Origin of the sequence: Solibacillus sp. FSL W7-1436 (assembly GCF_038007305.1) — a bacterium.
Lineage (GTDB): Bacteria > Bacillota > Bacilli > Bacillales_A > Planococcaceae > Solibacillus.
The window spans coordinates 3,324,452-3,340,167 of the sequence record NZ_JBBOWV010000001.1 but is presented as its reverse complement, the minus strand read 5'-3'; the positions used below and the strand labels follow the sequence as shown (position 1 = coordinate 3,340,167).

Sequence of the window (15,716 nt, the reverse complement as noted above, 5' to 3'; positions counted from 1 at the left end):
CGTTAGCTACATGGAAATAGTAGGAGGAATGCAAAATGGGAAACAAAGAATCTGAAACAAACAAAAAATCATATAACCGCTTACCTGATGAACGTAAAGACGAGAAAGTAGAAAAATTTGATGAAACGAATCACGTAAATGTACAAAACGAATCAATGAAAGATGATTTATTGCTTAAAACAAATAAAGAATCGTTTAACCGTTTACCGGATGAGCGTGATGATAAGGAAATGGAAAATTATAATGAACGCAGTCATGTCGAAGGAAACGAGGAAAAAAAAAGCCTAGAAACGAATAAAGAATCATACAACCGCTTACCAGATGAGCGTGATGAAGAAAAAATGAAAGACTACAATGAACGCAGCCATGTAGAAGGGACCGGACATATAGACAAATCTGTTGAAACTGTAAAGGAATCCTATAACCGTTTACCGGATGAACGTAATGATGAAGAAATGAAAAATTATAATGAGAGAAGTCATGTGGAAGGGAACGGACATACAGACAAATCTGTTGAAACCGTGAAAGAGTCCTACAATCGTTTACCTGATGAAAGAAATGACGAAGAGATGAAGTCTTATAATGAACGCAGTCATGGTGAAGGGAATCAGCAACAGGAAACAAATGTAGAGACCGAGAAAGAATCGTATAACCGTATACCTGACGAACCGGTACAGGAAACATCCGTACACGAAAAATATAAAAGTAATAACAAATAAATTTCATCGCTATTTATGAAAGAAAAGCATCGATTCCAAAGTCGATGCTTTTGTTTTGTAAAAATTACTAACTTCTAATCTGATACCAGCTGAACAGCATTGCGATTAAACTGATGCTCAATATTATCCCGCCGATCACAAGGGATGCATTGGCGTAACTCGTCTTTATAAATATGTATTCATTCGTATCCGACATACCTCCGAGAGATTGTATCCAAATAGAGCCGAGTGTATTGGCAATCCGTCCGTTAAAAACAATTAATAGTAGTCCAATGACCGCAAATATACTGCTTAATTTAAGCAGATCGGAGTTTTTAGTCGTATTTGTCATGTTAACCCTCCAGTACTTGTATTCGATAGGTTTTCACAATGTCGATTAGTTGCGGAAATTGTTCAACGATATGTTGGGCTTTTTTTAGTTCTTCAAGTTGGGCAAAATCAAAGTTTACAGCAATGGGAATTAGATTATTATCAATCGCTGCGTTAATATCGGATGCGCGGTCACCGACGACAAAACCGCTGACTATATTGTGTTCCTTCAATATTCGTTCAACAAGAAGGGATTTATTTTTTGAAGGAATTATATCAATACTATAGCATCCCTTTATCCACCGTTCTAAATTGTAAGCAGACATAATTGCCTGTAAATAAGCCGTTTCGCCATTACTCGCAATAAATAAGGGGTAAGATTCACTCAACGATTGAAGTGTCGGCAATACGTTATCATAAAGTGCACCGTTCCCTTTTCGGATTTCTTCAATAAGTGCCGCCTGAAAATATTGATTGCTCTTTTCACGAATTTTATCGGAATGATCGGGACACAACGATTTCCAAACAACATTAAGAGGGACACCCATTATTTCTCGGTATTTCTCAATAGGTGTAGCACCTGACCATAGATTATTTTGACGTAAATACTCAAATGTACGCTCGAGCGCCGGTTCTAAAATAAGATTTGTTTGAAATAAAGTGCCATCCATATCAAAAATAATTGCTGTTTGCATTATCATCACCTCGTATTAATTGTATAGCCAAATGTTTCACCGTTTTTTAAATTGAGTTCGTGCCCATTAATAACGACAATCTCATCGGTCAGCCATTGAATATTTGCTTCTTCGGCATGCTTTTCATAATAAATCTGCTTTTTAAATCCAAAAGGACCATCGAGTTCTCCTCGGACACCAAACGATCCCATCGCCCCTGCATCAAAAGCATAGAAATCCAAAGTATAACCCATCTTTGGTGAAAAGGATGTTAACAGATGTTCTGTACCGCCAAATGAATAGACAACGATTTTTAATGCGAAAAATAAAATAATGATCGATGTAAATACAATGGAGGTTGTATTCACAACAAAGGTAACCGCTTTTTTTAAGCGTGATAATTGTTTATATTCCTGAAGTAACGTATATATAATTAGCACAAAAAGAAGAGCGACAACGATAAGTGTTGTATAGGAAAACGTCCATAAAGTAGTTCGCATTAAATAAAAGCAAACTCCGATAAAGGCAAGACATAAACTGAAGATCATAATGGCAGACCAAAAATTCCGCAAAAAAGCACCTCTCAATCAACTGGAAAATAATGTTTTAACATTTGACGCTGATAAAAATAGAAAGTTGCAAGAAAAAAACAGCCGTTTCCAAAATAGCTACGGCTGTTCATTAATAATTATTGTGCTGGGTTTAATTCAAGTTCCACTTTAATCTTAATATCTTTACCTACTAATACGCCGCCTGTTTCAAGTGCTGCATTCCATGTAAGGCCGAATTCTTCACGGTCAATTTTTGTTTCCGCTTCAAAACCATAAACTTCAACACCCCATGGGTTTGTTCCTTTACCGCCATATTCCACATCAAATACTGCCGGTTTTGTTACATCTTTAATCGTCAAATCGCCTGAAACTTTATAATCGTCACCATCTTTTGTGATGTTTGTCGATTTGAATTTAATGTCAGGGAATTGCTCAATATCAAAGAATTCCGCTGATTTTAAGTGGTTGTCACGATCTTCATTGCTTGTATTAATACTTGTTGTATCGATAGTAATATCAATTTGTGCCGATGTTAAATCTTCTAAATTATCAACTTCTACATCCGCTGAGTAATTAGTAAACTGACCTTTTACTTTCGACACCATCATATGCTTGACTTCAAAACCAATTGTTGAGTGTGCCTGATCGATTTGCCATTTTGCCATGATAAATTCCTCCCAACTATTATGAAACCCAAGAAATTCTTTACCTTGAATTCGAGATAAATTTACCATATCAGGGGAAAGGTGTCAATTAAAATGTAAGACTATTTAAATAATTCTAACACTTTACAATACGTTAATTTTCCCTCATTAATTTAGCGATATCTTCATCAAAACCGTCATTCCGTTTTAGTAATTCATCAATGACAAGTTTTTGGCGTTCTTTCGAATGACCTTGGCTCAATTTTGCAACAGCTTCAATGGTGCTTATTCGTAATTTGAACGGCACAATGCCTTTCAATAAACCGGTCATATATTTGGAGTCGACATCATTTACATCATAGGAGCTATTTGGAGTTTCATACTTCTCAATTAAATGGTGAAGAGATCTCCGGATTTCTTCCTCATCCTCCATCATTTCGACAAGCCCCTTTACATGGATAGATACATAATTCCACGTTGGTACTGAATCTTTTGTTTCGTACCAGGAAGAGGAGATATAGCTATGTGGTCCATTAAAAACTGCGAGCACCTGTTGATCGAGAATATCTTTCCACTGTGTGTTGGCACGTGCAAAATGACCATATAGAAACTTTCCATCTTCACTTAAATAGAGCGGTAAATGAGTGGCTTCCGGTACCCCTTGATGAATGGAAACAACTGTCGCAAAACTATATTCCTTAATAATCTGATGAATCTTTTGCTCATCTGTTAACTGATACTGCTTTGGAATGTACATCGTTTTCCCTCACAAATGTTTTGTCATAATAAAATCGATTTGTTCTTCTTCACCCATGAAAAAAGAATGGGAGCCTGTTTTTTCAAAGCCCGCTTTTTCATAAAATGCGATGGCATTCATATTTTTTTCCCATACACCGAGCCAAATTTTGTTTTTATTCATTTCATTGGCCAGTTTGATCGCTTCATCCATCAATACTTTCCCTAAACCGAGTTTCTGAAAACGGCTTAGAATATAAATTCGCTCTACTTCAAGTGTATCGGGCCCTAATTGTTCGGACTGGGCTTCATCTATATTAACTTTTAAATAACCTGCAAGCTCTTCATTTACATACAGTAGCTTAAATAGTGAGTGTTTATTTTCAAGCTCAGCTGTCAGTTTTACTGCTGAAAAAGCTGTGTTCAAATACGCTGTCAAACTGTCATCGCTATTTTGCTCATGAAATGTTTCGTAAAATGTATCGCGGCTGATTGTTTGTATAGCGTCTAAATTTTCGGTAGTACATTGTATTAGTTGAATGTTCATTGTAATTACTCCTTAATAAATGTGTTTTTTCTACGCTTACATTTTCCCAATCTTTTAAAGAGAAGTAAACCGGTACTTTGGTAAAAAATAGTTGAAAACTGTATTGACAAAACATTCTATCTATTGTTATAGTTGGATTAACTAATGGAGAAAGATGGTGATGAATATGACTAAATTACATGAGATTGAATCAATGCAATTATGCTTGTCATATGACATTCGCCACAAAAGTGCCTTCTAATATAGAAGAGTCACGCTTCTTTACTGTGCGTATGAAACCTTATGACGGGCAAAATTGCTGGTCATAAGGTTTTTTTGTTTGCCTGAAAAACAAAAATACTATCATACGCCATTAGGAGGCAATACCATTGAATTTACAACAATTAGGTTTTACAGCATTTTTTGAAACACAATTACAAACATTAACGATTGATATGACGACAAAGCTTGTTGGACGCGTCATTCTCGAACATAAACATTCTTACCGTGTCCTGACAGAACAGGGTGAATATTTGGCAACGGTGTCCGGCAACTTTGCATACCACGCCTTTTCAAGAAAAGATTATCCCGCTGTAGGTGATTTTGTTGTTATTGAACAAATGCCGGGAGAAGAGCGTGCCATCATTCATTATTTATTTGATCGAAAATCTAAATTCACAAGAAAAATGGCAGGTCTAGAAGTTGATGAACAAATCGTGGCAACAAATGTTGATCTCATTTTACTTGTTATGAGTTTAAATGATGACTTCAATATACGCCGTTTGGAACGCTATTTAGTAGCTGCATGGGATTCAGGGGCAACACCGGTTATCGTATTAACGAAAGCGGATTTATGTGAGAATGTCACACCGTATTTAAAAGAAATCGAATCGGTTGCTTTCGGTGTGGATATTTTGACGGTGAGTGCGCAGACGGGTGAAGGAATGGCTTCATTAAATGCGTTGTTAACTGAAGGGAAAACTGCGGCATTACTCGGTTCTTCCGGTGCAGGGAAGTCGACACTTACGAATGCTTTGTTAAATACCGAACAAATGAAAGTGTCCACAATCCGTGAAGATGATGCAAAAGGTCGCCATACAACGACACACCGGGAACTTGTTGTTCTACCATCCGGTGCTTGTCTAATTGACACTCCAGGAATGCGGGAGTTGCAGCTATGGGATCAGGGAGACAGTCTAAATGCAAGTTTTTCCGATATTGAACAGCTTACAGAAAACTGCAGATTCCGCGATTGTAAGCATAAAAATGAACCCGGTTGTGCTGTATTGCAGGCAGTTGAAGAAGGAGCACTTGAGGCTGCAAGGTTAACGAGTTTCTTTAAACTGCAGCGGGAACTTGCTTATATCGAGAAAAAGGCGAATACGGATGCCCAGCTTGCGGAAAAGCGTAAATGGAAACAAATATCAAAAAGCATAAAGAAAATGAGATAATTTATAAGTAGATGCACAGTTTTGTGCATCTGCTTTTTTATGTAATCAGGAACTTTGAACAGTCATTGATTGTTAGGAAGATTGAGCTATAATAAGTGGAGTGAATGGATTACAGCGTTATTATTTTATTGTTGTTTAACATAATCGAACCGGTTGAAGATTAGTAAAAAAAGTATTTACAGTGTTATCGCTTACTTATCAGGTAAGCAGTATTTTCGTATTCAATGTAATTACATTTCTCACCCAAAAAGTGAATCGATTCCTTTAAAATATGCATTTATAGGACTTAAATGCATATTTACAGGGAATAGTAAAATAGTAGAAAAAACTAGTAATTTATAACATTTAGTAGTTGCTTTCTCTTAATAATTAAATAATGAAAAGAGATGAATTTCATGACAGTCACTGGTATTTTAACAGTCACCATTTTTGCATTAAACATATTGCTTGCCCTCGTATTAATATTCATCAGCAAAAAAAACGCTTCCTCTACATGGGCATGGATATTCGTGCTCTTTTTCTTACCGGTTTTTGGTTTTATTTTGTATTTGCTTTTAGGACGGAATTTACAGAAGAAACATTTTGTAAGGTGGCGTGCGGTACAGCAGGAGGAATCCCTTGATGCATTTCAGGATCAAAAAAATGCGTTGGAAGAAGGAACATACGAATTCCCGAATGCCATTACTAAAAAGCATGAAGCATTAATTAAGATGAACGTCGATTATAACCATTCTTTATTAAGTTCGAAAAATGATGTCAAAATACTGTCAGAAGGGAAAGAAAAATTCCGTTCGGTCATTGAAGATATCGAAAATGCAAAACAGACCATTCATATACAGTACTATATTTATAAAATGGATGATGTCGGGAAAAGTATTTTTAATGCGCTCGTCAAAAAAGCAAAAGAGGGCATTGAAGTTCAGATGATGTACGACGATTTAGGTTCGCGGACATTACGCAAAAAGGATCTGAAAAAATTGACGGATGCCGGTGGGCAGGTGGAAGCGTATTTTTCTTCATATTTTAAGCTGTTTAATCCACGTATCAATTTTCGTAATCACCGGAAACTCATTATTATTGACGGTAAGGTTGGATATATCGGCGGGTTTAATGTCGGAAATGAATATGCCTGTCTGGATGACGATATCGGGTACTGGCGCGATACGCATTTGAGAATCGAGGGTAATTCTGTCTATAATATGCAGGCGCATTTTCTATTTGACTGGTACCAGGCGAGAAAAGAAGAGCTGACTGAAATCGAACAAAGATATTTTCCAACCTTTACAGTAGATGCGGACACACCTGTTCAAATCGTATCGAGCGGCCCTGATACGGATTTTGAATCGATTAAAAACAGCTATATCCGGATGATTTTAAGTGCCAAAAAGTATGTATATATTCAATCGCCATATTTTGTACCGGACGAACCATTTATGCATGCGGTTCAAATTGCTGCTTCATCAGGCGTTGATGTGCGCATTATGACGCCCGAAGTAACCGATCATGCTTTCGTATACGGAGCCAATTCAGCATACAGCGGCGACTTATTGGAGGTTGGCGGTCGAGTGTACCGTTATAAAAAGGGCTTCCTTCATGCAAAAATGATTGTCATTGACGATGAAGTGGCGACAATTGGTACGGCTAATATTGATGTCCGCAGTTTTAGCCTGAATTTTGAAATTAACGCCATTCTATATGATGCAAATTTGGCGATACAATGCAGAGAACTGTTTGAAGCAGATATTAAGGACAGTTTTGAATTAACGAAAGAGCAATATGACGAACGCAAAACTTGGACGAAAATTCGAGAATCCGTTTCGCGTTTATTATCACCGATTTTATAATGCCGGAGCTAGCCGATTACACAGGCTAGCTTTTTTATTTCTAAAACCGAAATATTTCCGAGCATTTTAACTTATTTTTTAGTAAAATAAGAATTGAACTACAATTCAGAAAGTGGGTAATAAAATGGTGAATGTTAAATATCCTGAAGTTTGGGATTTGGATGTGTTTTTCCCTGGCGGCAGTGCTTCTCCGCAATTAATCGAGCATATTGAAAGTTTGTCTCCTAAACTGGAAGTATTGAAAGAAAAAGTCGACAAATTCGAAGTTCCGCAAACTAGTGATGCGGCATTGGAAATCCAGTCAATTTTGGAAAGCATCAAAGAAGTAATGCTGCACATTTCTCAGGCAGGGGCGGTGCTTTCTTGCTTAACTGCACAAGACACAACGGATCGTGAGGCATTATTGTTGCAAGGCCAATTATCCGGAATTGCGGCAAATTCTTCGCCAATCTTAGAAAGCTTCAATCAAAAATTGGGTAAAATTGAACAGTCAACTTTCGAAGCATTATTACAGACAGAAGAATTGGCTCAATTCGAATTCATCTTAACGGAATGGCGCGAAAAATCGAAAGAGTCATTATCCGAAGAAGAAGAAGCGCTAATTTCAGCTTTAGGTGTTGATGGATACAGTTCTTGGGGCCAACTTTATAATATGCTGATCGGCGATATTAAAGTGGAAGTAGAAGTGGATGGCGAAAAGAAATTACTGTCAGTTGGGCAAGCAAACAATTTAAGTTCACATAAAGACCGCACAGTACGAAAAGCGGCATTTGATGCATTGGAAGAAGTGTTTACAGAGCGTGAAGAGTTCTTTGCCAAAACATTGAATCACTTGGCAGGTTTCCGTTTAGCCGTCTATAAAAAGCGCGGCTGGGACTCAGTTACAAAAGAGCCGCTACAAATTAACCGCATGAAACAGGAAACAATTGATGCGATGTGGGGTGCCATTACATCTCGTAAGGCGACATTTGCAGGTTATTTGCAGCATAAAGCAAGTCTGTTAGGTACAGAGCAATTGGACTGGTATGACTTTGATGCACCAGTTACGGATTCAAAAGCTACGATGTCCTACCAGGAAGGTGCCGAGTTCATCTTAAAACATTTTGGCCGCTTTGGTTCGGAAATGGAAAGCTTTGCACGTACAGCATTTGAAGACGGGTGGATCGAAGCAGAAGACCGTGATAATAAACGTCCTGGCGGTTTCTGTACAGGAATGCCATTATCAGAGCAATCTCGTATATTCATGACATACTCCGGCTCGATGTCAAATGTTTCGACATTGGCACATGAACTGGGACATGCTTTCCATTCATATGCACTGCGCCCTGTTCATCCACTGAACCGCCGCTATGCAATGAATGTTGCTGAAACAGCTTCAACGTTTGCAGAAATGATTGTTGCCGATGCAGCAGTTGAAGAAGCAGCAACTGAACAAGAAAAGATTGCATTACTGGAAGATAAAATTCAACGTTCTGTTGCCTTCTTTATGAATATCCATGCGCGTTACTTATTTGAAACTCGTTTTTATGATGAGCGCAAAAAAGGCATTGTATCAACGAAACGCTTGAACGAACTTATGGAAGAAGCTCAAATTGAAGCACATGCAGGCGGGTTGGGTGAAACACATCCGCACTTCTGGGCATCTAAAATGCACTTCTATATTACAGGTGTACCGTTCTATAACTTCCCGTACACATTCGGTTATTTGTTCTCATTAAGCATTTACGCGAAAGCAAAAGAAGAAGGTAAGGGCTTCGAAGAGAAGTATATGGCTCTGTTGCGTGACACAGCTATCATGACAGTCGAAGAATTGGCAATGAAGCATTTAGGTGAAGACATTAGGAAAGAAGATTTCTGGTTAAAAGGAATCGCACTTTGTGAAAAAGATGTCGAGGAATTTATCGCTTTAACGTCTAAATAGGTTGCAAAAAGGGGCTGTGAAAAAAACAGCCCCTTTTTTATATCCTATTATAATATCAATAAACTTATAGCGGTTTTTTGTGCAGCGTAAATCCTAATGTATCCGCATCGCGTATCGTGATCGTATACGTACCGCTTACTTGATCGTGCTTTACATCAATATTGTCCAATCCTTTATCATAACGGAAAAGAATTTCACCTTCAGCCGATTTATAAACGACATGCAAATCATCGCGTTTCACTTCAAATGTAGGCGTGAAGTCAGGATTGCGGTCAGTGAATTCATTGATAAACAATTTGGCACCTTGTTCAACAAAATCTTCCCGATTCTCCGGTGGGGCAATCGCTTCATAAATATTATGGACCGATGCGTCGAGCTCAATATATTTACCGTGTTCAAATTCCTCGTCAATCGCTCTTTGGAGTTGGGGAGTCTGCTCTTCGTTTAGAGATTCCGCAATTTTCTCATATAATTCCTTCATGAGCATTTTTGTTTTCTTTTTGTCTGATGCAATCGGAGTAGCCTGCAAGAAAGTTTCCATAAAGAACTTCGCCGGTTCACCATCCGATTGCTTATCCAATACATAAACATTTTCTTCAAGCGGATCATAATTCATTCGAATGAGTGCACATTTTTGTACACGACTGGATGCATCAGGCAAAATATTTTCGATCGTTTTCAAATGCAATGTTTCCAAATCAATCTGTACTGCATCTTTTGGATCCAGCTTTAACAGTAGAATATAATCTTCGCCAATAAGTTCAATATGCGCGACAAATACTGAACCGTTACTGTTCGATACCGTTTGCATAATTTGATACAGTTTATTTGATAAATCATTGGCCAGTGATAAGAAGTGTGTGTCATCAGGATATTCTGCATAACGGTTCATTTTCGTCAGAATATCATTGTCACGGTCTAAAAATTTGCATGCAACAGATTTCGGGCTATTCATCGTCGCATCTATGTATGATTCAAAAAACTGACTGTACACTTCAGATTGGAGTGCGGATAAATCCATTGTTTCACTTGCGGACACAAAACGGCTTTGCTGCATATCCAGCAATGTAACAGCCATCCGTTTCATTTGGATTGATAAGGTTGTTTCAACTTCATTCATCTTTACATAGCTCCTTTTAAATTCCGATTTTTAAAGTATAGCGGACATTATGAATTTTTGCACGGGCTCAAACTTAGTTTACAAACGCGAACATATGTGTTATGATAGTTTTTGTGCTATTTTAGATAGTGCTATAAATGAATTGGCATTTCTGCTAGTGTTTTTGAAGATACTTATTCACACTGGCGCAAGCTTCAGGGCTGCAAGGACATAGTAGCAGGTTGGGACTATGTTGCTTAAGTTAGAAGAGATTAGTAGAATTTTACCGCGGTTAAAACTGGAGTTGTGCACTCCGAATAAATATAAATTCCCCGGATGATCGGGTTGAGACTTTCATTTATTTATAAATCTATCTATTAAATACTAAAGGGGTCCCCAACATTTGGGGGCCCCTTGTCCAATTCACAGAATAAAAACCAACAGCTTTTAGACTTTTATTTTATTAATTAGCCTATTTGGATTCCTGCTTCTACCAAGTGATGTTCAACTTCCTTCAAAACATGGCTGGGGTAAATGGTTCATCAATAAAGTCATATACCTATGATGCGGACGGCTTTCCACTAACAATGGCTTACAATGGAAAGGTGTATTATTATTTAACTAATTTCCGAGGCGATGTTCTAGCGCTCTTAGATAGTCAAGGTAATATTGTTGCAGAGTACACGTACGATTCTTGGGGTAATATTTTATCACAAAAAGATTTAGACAATCAAGAGAATATCGATATTTCAATGGAAAACCCTTATAGATATGCAGGCTATAGATACGATAAGGAATCAAATTTGTATTATTTATTAGGAAGATATTATAATTCTGATGCAGGGGTGTTCTTATCACGTGATTCATATATAGGGGATTTAAATACTCCAAAATCTATGCATGGGTATATCTACGCAGATAATAACCCTATTGCCAATGTGGATCCAAACGGTGAACGAGCTAGGGCTATTATATTCATATTTTCAACAGTTGCTAAGAAATTTGTGAAAAAAGATAAGAAAGCCTCCTTGATTTGGTCATCATATCGAGTAAAACATGTTCGTGAACATGGGAAAAATAATCGTTCTAAACCTTATCATGGTGTCTTTAATGAAGACCCAATAGTGACTACTAATGTAGCTTGGGGAAGAAAAGGAAATCAAAAGCCTAGACTTCAAAAAGATGGTAGATTGAATTATGTGATTTGGTATAAAAATGTAGGGTATCAGGGTGGCTATAAAGGTAGTAAGAAAAAGTTAAATAATGTTAAAATTGTTGTAGGTTCCAATGGTAGGTCAGTAATAACATCTTTCCCTTGGTAATAGGTAATTCAGTGGTAGCAGCTTATTCTGCTCAATGGGAAATAAAATGACTAACTAACAAGATCTACTATAAAAGATGAAAAGGTGAAAAAATGAAATTTAATTATAAAATAACAGATGCAGGTTGGGCTACATGCGAACTGGAATCGTCAAGTCAACAATTTTCATTTGAGGCTAGTTGTATTTCTGATGCATTGAAAGAATTTTTAGAAGCTATCGTGCGGTTGAATCCAGATATTGATCCAGAGTTTTATGAAGATGAAACAGAATGTAGTTGGCATCAAGAGCCCGGTTTAATTGAGTGGGAATTCAATATTTCCGAGATAAAAAGCACTGAAGAAAATCTATTTTTTACAGTGAAACAATATGAAGATGATAGTAGAAAACATCGACCATTCATTGATGTGAAATTTTCATGTAATTACGATAAATTCGTGTCATCGATAGTAACGAGTTTAGAATCTCTCATCACAGAGTTTGGTCTAGTCGGTTATGCGGAAATGTGGGATGGAGCTGATTTCCCAATAGCAAATTACTTAAAGTTAAAACAATATACTATAGATAAAGCGGTCTTTCCAGCCGTTACAGAAACGATTGATGATAGCTTAAAAACAACGACAAGTCTGGAATATGAAATGAAATTACTCATAACAAATTTAAAAAATATCAAATAATTTATAAACATAAAATACTGCACCTTTTATAGAAAAAGAGACAATCGTTATTCAATACAAAGATTAGAGTTTCTAAAATATAATCAGTTAAATTTATAAGTACCCTTTAGCTTGCCTTTATAATTTTTTTATAAAGGTAGGCTTTTTTTAGTACAAAATACTTCAGATGATTTTGTGCAGTATTAAAGCTTTTGATACGATTGATTTTTAAATGTTAAAGCAATTTAGGATTTATGTACACCCTCTTTTTATAGAGGTACACCGGCATCTGTTGCAATAATGATTCCATTAACACCACAAGCGGCACCACCAGAAGATTAACAGATGTGCATACTTCAATTGAAAGCATTTAGGCAAAAACTTATTAAAGGAAAATTCCTGTTTTCTTAGTATGATTGTCACAGGAAGGGGAATTAAATTGAAGTCATTTTTAACAAAAATAAAATATAGTATTATAAATTCATCGACTCCAAAAATTTCAAAAAACGCATGTTACTTTTGCAAAAGAAAAGCACCTGACTTGAGAGTTTATAAAAATGAAATTAACAAGAAGGTTAAGGTCTGTCAATTATGCGTTGATTAAAGGTACGAATAAACCTTGCTATTTAATTGAAGTATGCTTTGTCAATGACAGCGTAGACGTGGCGTTGTACCGTAAACACTTTGATGCTATATGTCAAGCTATTGTAAGTGAGTTAGCAAAAGCAGTAGGTAAAACATTAAAGCCTTCCACAACTACTTCACCTGCGGAGGACAAGGAGGTACGGATATTGGATACCAGTCCATCACTCAGTGACACAGTAAAAAGCATCTTAGACAACAAAGCACAACGTGCGCATAAGTCTTGGCTTGATAAGTTAAATGACCGTACTATTACAAACGATGAGATTTTAGCATTGGCTGCTATGTCTATTGTGAATGAAAAAAATAAATTAAAGCCCGTTACTACTGAAAATCCAGTGGTAGCGGGCATTTTATTTAACAAAAATTAGATTGTTATTCTACCATCGGAACATATTGTGGAATAACTCTCAATAAGAAACATTTAGATATTCTTACGAGAATATAAAAGAACTAAAAGTTTATTGTAGGGTATTGTCTATTTATTCATTTTATTTTCTGTGATTGAAGGTATTATAATAAATTTAAAAATATAATCTTCAGTTAACGGACGCGCGTCTTCACTAAGAAAATCGCGTTTTTTATTCGTGCCAAGGTATTTCTTGAGTTTTAAGAAGAAAAATTTAATGAAGTCATGCTTCTTATTAATCTTAAAGTAAGGATTTACATTTTAATCATATGGTTTATCATAATCCCGAACTTTAAGTTCTTTAAGGAATTCAATAAAATTTATCCTATTTCTATATTTTTCTCTATAATATGATTTTTTATTAAGAAAATCTTCTTTAACAATTTTAATAATATATGGTTTCATACGTGTTTCCTCCGCATAATCATAACTTTCGGTAAGCTCTATTAGAAAGGAAACAATATAATTAAATAATACAGGAAAATCTTTTTCGATTTCTTCCTGGTATTCAATTAAAGCTTTAATATACTTATATAACTCACTTTGTTTAGTAAAACGGAAACTGCATCCTGTATTCCAATACCCAAGCCAAATAGTAAATATACCAACAGAATACCGTCTCAATTCTTTATCAGGACCCCCAAAATATAAATAATATGGGTAATGAGGAAACGACATTCCACCATCAAAACCTAATATTCTGAAGCCACTGTTCAATACTTTGTTTAATTCAGTAAGAATCATATTTTTCTCTTCCGTTGTAAGTTCTATTTGTATATTTTTATCTTTTGAGCTCATAATAACCTCCTTCTAAACTGTACACTCTTATTATATCAAAATTTTGGTAAGTGTTGCATATTACCATCATATGTAATATTATATAAATATACTATTTTTATATTAATTTTGGTATTTATATTAGGAGGAATTATAATGAAAAAAGTATTTTTTATCTTTACCATGCTAATGTTTCTATTTAGCAGCGTTTTTCTTGCAAGCCCTAAGTCTGTTAGCGCAGATCCAGGCATGTTCGCGGAAATGGTTAGGGATCAAGCATCTGATGCTTGTATTAATAATATAGCAAGAGCAAGCTTACCATTAACTCAAGAATTAGATATATATAATTATGAAATGTCGGAAGAAGAGGAAGATACTTTTACAATTATTGAAGATGAAGGTACCTATACTAGAACGGTAGAAACAAACGATTCTATTATGCCTTACGCTGTATCAGCTTTCAAAAATGAGGTTGCAACTTCAAGCCAAGGGTCGAAAATTATTTTGCCACTTGGGCAATTTACACCTGCTTATGGCTATTGTCACACTTTTAAAGGTCATATGCTTAATTCAGACGGAACCAAAAAGCACTCTGTAAAAATTGGTGGCGAACCAAAATCTCAATTTCAATACCCAAGATATCCTGAGACAACTATGGATATTATAGTAGAAGTTGTAAACGGTACTACAGATTTAAAGTGTCAAAAAGAGAGACCAACTCGTTGCACTAAAGAAGCGAATAGTAAACTAGAAGGCCAGAAAGTGAAAGTGGTGTTAGAAAGAGGTAAAAGCTTCTCTGGTTATAGTAACTACAACTGGGTTGTAATTACTGCTTATCCTAAATGGTGAAAATTAGATGGTAATAAACTTCCTTATATCATATAAACAAAGCTCTCTAAAACGCTTCGAGTAGCGTTTTAGAGGCCCTTTTGGACTTATTCAAAGCTTCTTAATGCCCATTACCTTAATTGGTAGTGGGCTTTTTTTATCAAAAAATCTATGTTGCCAAAATGCAAACGTTCGTTCTATCATATATACAAACGAGTGTTCTTACGTAAATTAAGAAAGGGGATTGGTGGCCATAATTAAAGCTGATGAGAGACAATTATTACACAGATATATACTAGTAGATCTAGCCGTTAAATCCATTCAATTTGATTATCAAAAGGCAGAACAGCTCAAAATGAAAGTGGTCTTTATGCCGTTAATAGATACGCTAATAAAGGATTTGCGCAAAGAATATATTGAACTTAAAAATCAGCTAGCACAACAAAAAATAAGGGTGGTAGAGTGGCGAACTATAGATGAATACTTTAGCGATGTGCAAGTCGCAACGGCAGGGGACGATATAGTGCTCCGATATGCCAACAAGGCTCGTAAAACCCAAGTTGAAAATTACTTCTAACCCAAATACACAATTTAAAGCCGAAAAATAAAGCC

17 protein-coding genes are annotated in these 15,716 nt (G+C 36.1%); 9 read left to right on the top strand and 8 right to left on the bottom strand.

Annotated features, from left to right (window positions below):
• Positions 1 to 35 precede the first annotated feature (35 nt).
• On the top strand, positions 36 to 719 hold the full coding sequence (locus MKX73_RS16490) for a hypothetical protein (protein WP_340718387.1): 684 nt from the start codon (positions 36 to 38) through the stop codon (positions 717 to 719).
• A 67-nt stretch (positions 720 to 786) separates the two neighbouring features.
• Here MKX73_RS16490 and MKX73_RS16485 read toward each other — a convergent pair whose 3' ends face one another.
• The 6 genes from MKX73_RS16485 to MKX73_RS16460 all read right to left on the bottom strand — a co-directional run bounded on the left by MKX73_RS16485 (position 787) and on the right by MKX73_RS16460 (position 4,179).
• Positions 787 to 1,050, bottom strand: coding sequence for a translation initiation factor 2 (locus MKX73_RS16485; RefSeq protein ID WP_340718386.1), 264 nt, complete (start codon positions 1,048 to 1,050; stop codon positions 787 to 789).
• 1 nt (position 1,051) lies between these two features.
• The gene (locus MKX73_RS16480; RefSeq protein WP_340718385.1) at positions 1,052 to 1,723 is read right to left on the bottom strand and encodes an HAD hydrolase-like protein; all 672 of its coding nucleotides are present in this window, start codon (positions 1,721 to 1,723) and stop codon (positions 1,052 to 1,054) included.
• 5 nt (positions 1,724 to 1,728) lie between these two features.
• A complete protein-coding gene (locus tag MKX73_RS16475) occupies positions 1,729 to 2,274 on the bottom strand; it encodes a DUF5412 family protein (RefSeq protein WP_079526865.1) in 546 nt (181 codons plus the stop codon).
• A gap of 116 nt (positions 2,275 to 2,390) precedes the next feature.
• Positions 2,391 to 2,918 (bottom strand): YceI family protein, encoded by a 528-nt coding sequence (locus MKX73_RS16470; RefSeq protein WP_340718384.1) that lies wholly within the window; start codon positions 2,916 to 2,918, stop codon positions 2,391 to 2,393.
• A 133-nt stretch (positions 2,919 to 3,051) separates the two neighbouring features.
• The gene (locus tag MKX73_RS16465; RefSeq protein WP_340718383.1) at positions 3,052 to 3,654 is read right to left on the bottom strand and encodes an FMN-binding negative transcriptional regulator; all 603 of its coding nucleotides are present in this window, start codon (positions 3,652 to 3,654) and stop codon (positions 3,052 to 3,054) included.
• A gap of 9 nt (positions 3,655 to 3,663) precedes the next feature.
• Positions 3,664 to 4,179, bottom strand: coding sequence for a GNAT family N-acetyltransferase (locus MKX73_RS16460; RefSeq protein ID WP_340718382.1), 516 nt, complete (start codon positions 4,177 to 4,179; stop codon positions 3,664 to 3,666).
• A 368-nt stretch (positions 4,180 to 4,547) separates the two neighbouring features.
• Between MKX73_RS16460 and rsgA the strand changes: the two genes are divergently transcribed.
• From rsgA to MKX73_RS16445, 3 genes are all read left to right on the top strand, one after another.
• Positions 4,548 to 5,609 (top strand): ribosome small subunit-dependent GTPase A, encoded by a 1,062-nt coding sequence (gene rsgA, locus MKX73_RS16455; protein WP_340718381.1) that lies wholly within the window; start codon positions 4,548 to 4,550, stop codon positions 5,607 to 5,609.
• 395 nt (positions 5,610 to 6,004) lie between these two features.
• Positions 6,005 to 7,453, top strand: coding sequence for a cardiolipin synthase (gene cls / locus MKX73_RS16450; protein WP_340718380.1), 1,449 nt, complete (start codon positions 6,005 to 6,007; stop codon positions 7,451 to 7,453).
• Positions 7,454 to 7,577: 124 nt separating this feature from the next.
• A complete protein-coding gene (locus MKX73_RS16445; protein ID WP_340718379.1) occupies positions 7,578 to 9,374 on the top strand; it encodes a M3 family oligoendopeptidase in 1,797 nt (598 codons plus the stop codon).
• Between the two features lie 64 nt (positions 9,375 to 9,438).
• Here MKX73_RS16445 and MKX73_RS16440 read toward each other — a convergent pair whose 3' ends face one another.
• Entirely contained in the window at positions 9,439 to 10,494 is a 1,056-nt protein-coding gene (locus tag MKX73_RS16440; protein ID WP_340718377.1) for a nucleoid-associated protein, read from the bottom strand.
• Between the two features lie 500 nt (positions 10,495 to 10,994).
• Here MKX73_RS16440 and MKX73_RS16435 point away from each other — a divergent pair, with 500 nt between their 5' ends.
• From MKX73_RS16435 to MKX73_RS16425, 3 genes are all read left to right on the top strand, one after another.
• The gene (locus MKX73_RS16435; RefSeq protein WP_340718376.1) at positions 10,995 to 11,795 is read left to right on the top strand and encodes an RHS repeat-associated core domain-containing protein; all 801 of its coding nucleotides are present in this window, start codon (positions 10,995 to 10,997) and stop codon (positions 11,793 to 11,795) included.
• A gap of 92 nt (positions 11,796 to 11,887) precedes the next feature.
• Positions 11,888 to 12,469, top strand: a complete 582-nt coding sequence (locus MKX73_RS16430) for a hypothetical protein (RefSeq protein WP_340718375.1) — start codon at positions 11,888 to 11,890, stop codon at positions 12,467 to 12,469.
• Between the two features lie 536 nt (positions 12,470 to 13,005).
• Positions 13,006 to 13,461: a hypothetical protein gene (locus MKX73_RS16425; RefSeq protein WP_340718374.1), complete on the top strand. Its 456-nt coding sequence runs from the start codon at positions 13,006 to 13,008 to the stop codon at positions 13,459 to 13,461.
• A gap of 299 nt (positions 13,462 to 13,760) precedes the next feature.
• Here MKX73_RS16425 and MKX73_RS16420 read toward each other — a convergent pair whose 3' ends face one another.
• On the bottom strand, positions 13,761 to 14,297 hold the full coding sequence (locus MKX73_RS16420) for a carbamoyl-phosphate synthase small subunit (protein ID WP_340718373.1): 537 nt from the start codon (positions 14,295 to 14,297) through the stop codon (positions 13,761 to 13,763).
• A 135-nt stretch (positions 14,298 to 14,432) separates the two neighbouring features.
• On the opposite strand from MKX73_RS16420, the gene MKX73_RS16415 reads away from it, so the two are divergent.
• Both MKX73_RS16415 and MKX73_RS16410 read left to right on the top strand, forming a co-directional pair.
• Complete coding sequence (locus tag MKX73_RS16415; RefSeq protein WP_340718372.1) at positions 14,433 to 15,125, top strand: hypothetical protein; 693 nt, start codon at positions 14,433 to 14,435, stop codon at positions 15,123 to 15,125.
• A 226-nt stretch (positions 15,126 to 15,351) separates the two neighbouring features.
• Positions 15,352 to 15,681 carry an aconitate hydratase gene (locus tag MKX73_RS16410; RefSeq protein WP_340718371.1) on the top strand — a complete coding sequence of 110 codons (330 nt, stop codon included), beginning with the start codon at positions 15,352 to 15,354 and terminating at the stop codon, positions 15,679 to 15,681.
• Positions 15,682 to 15,716: the final 35 nt, after the last annotated feature.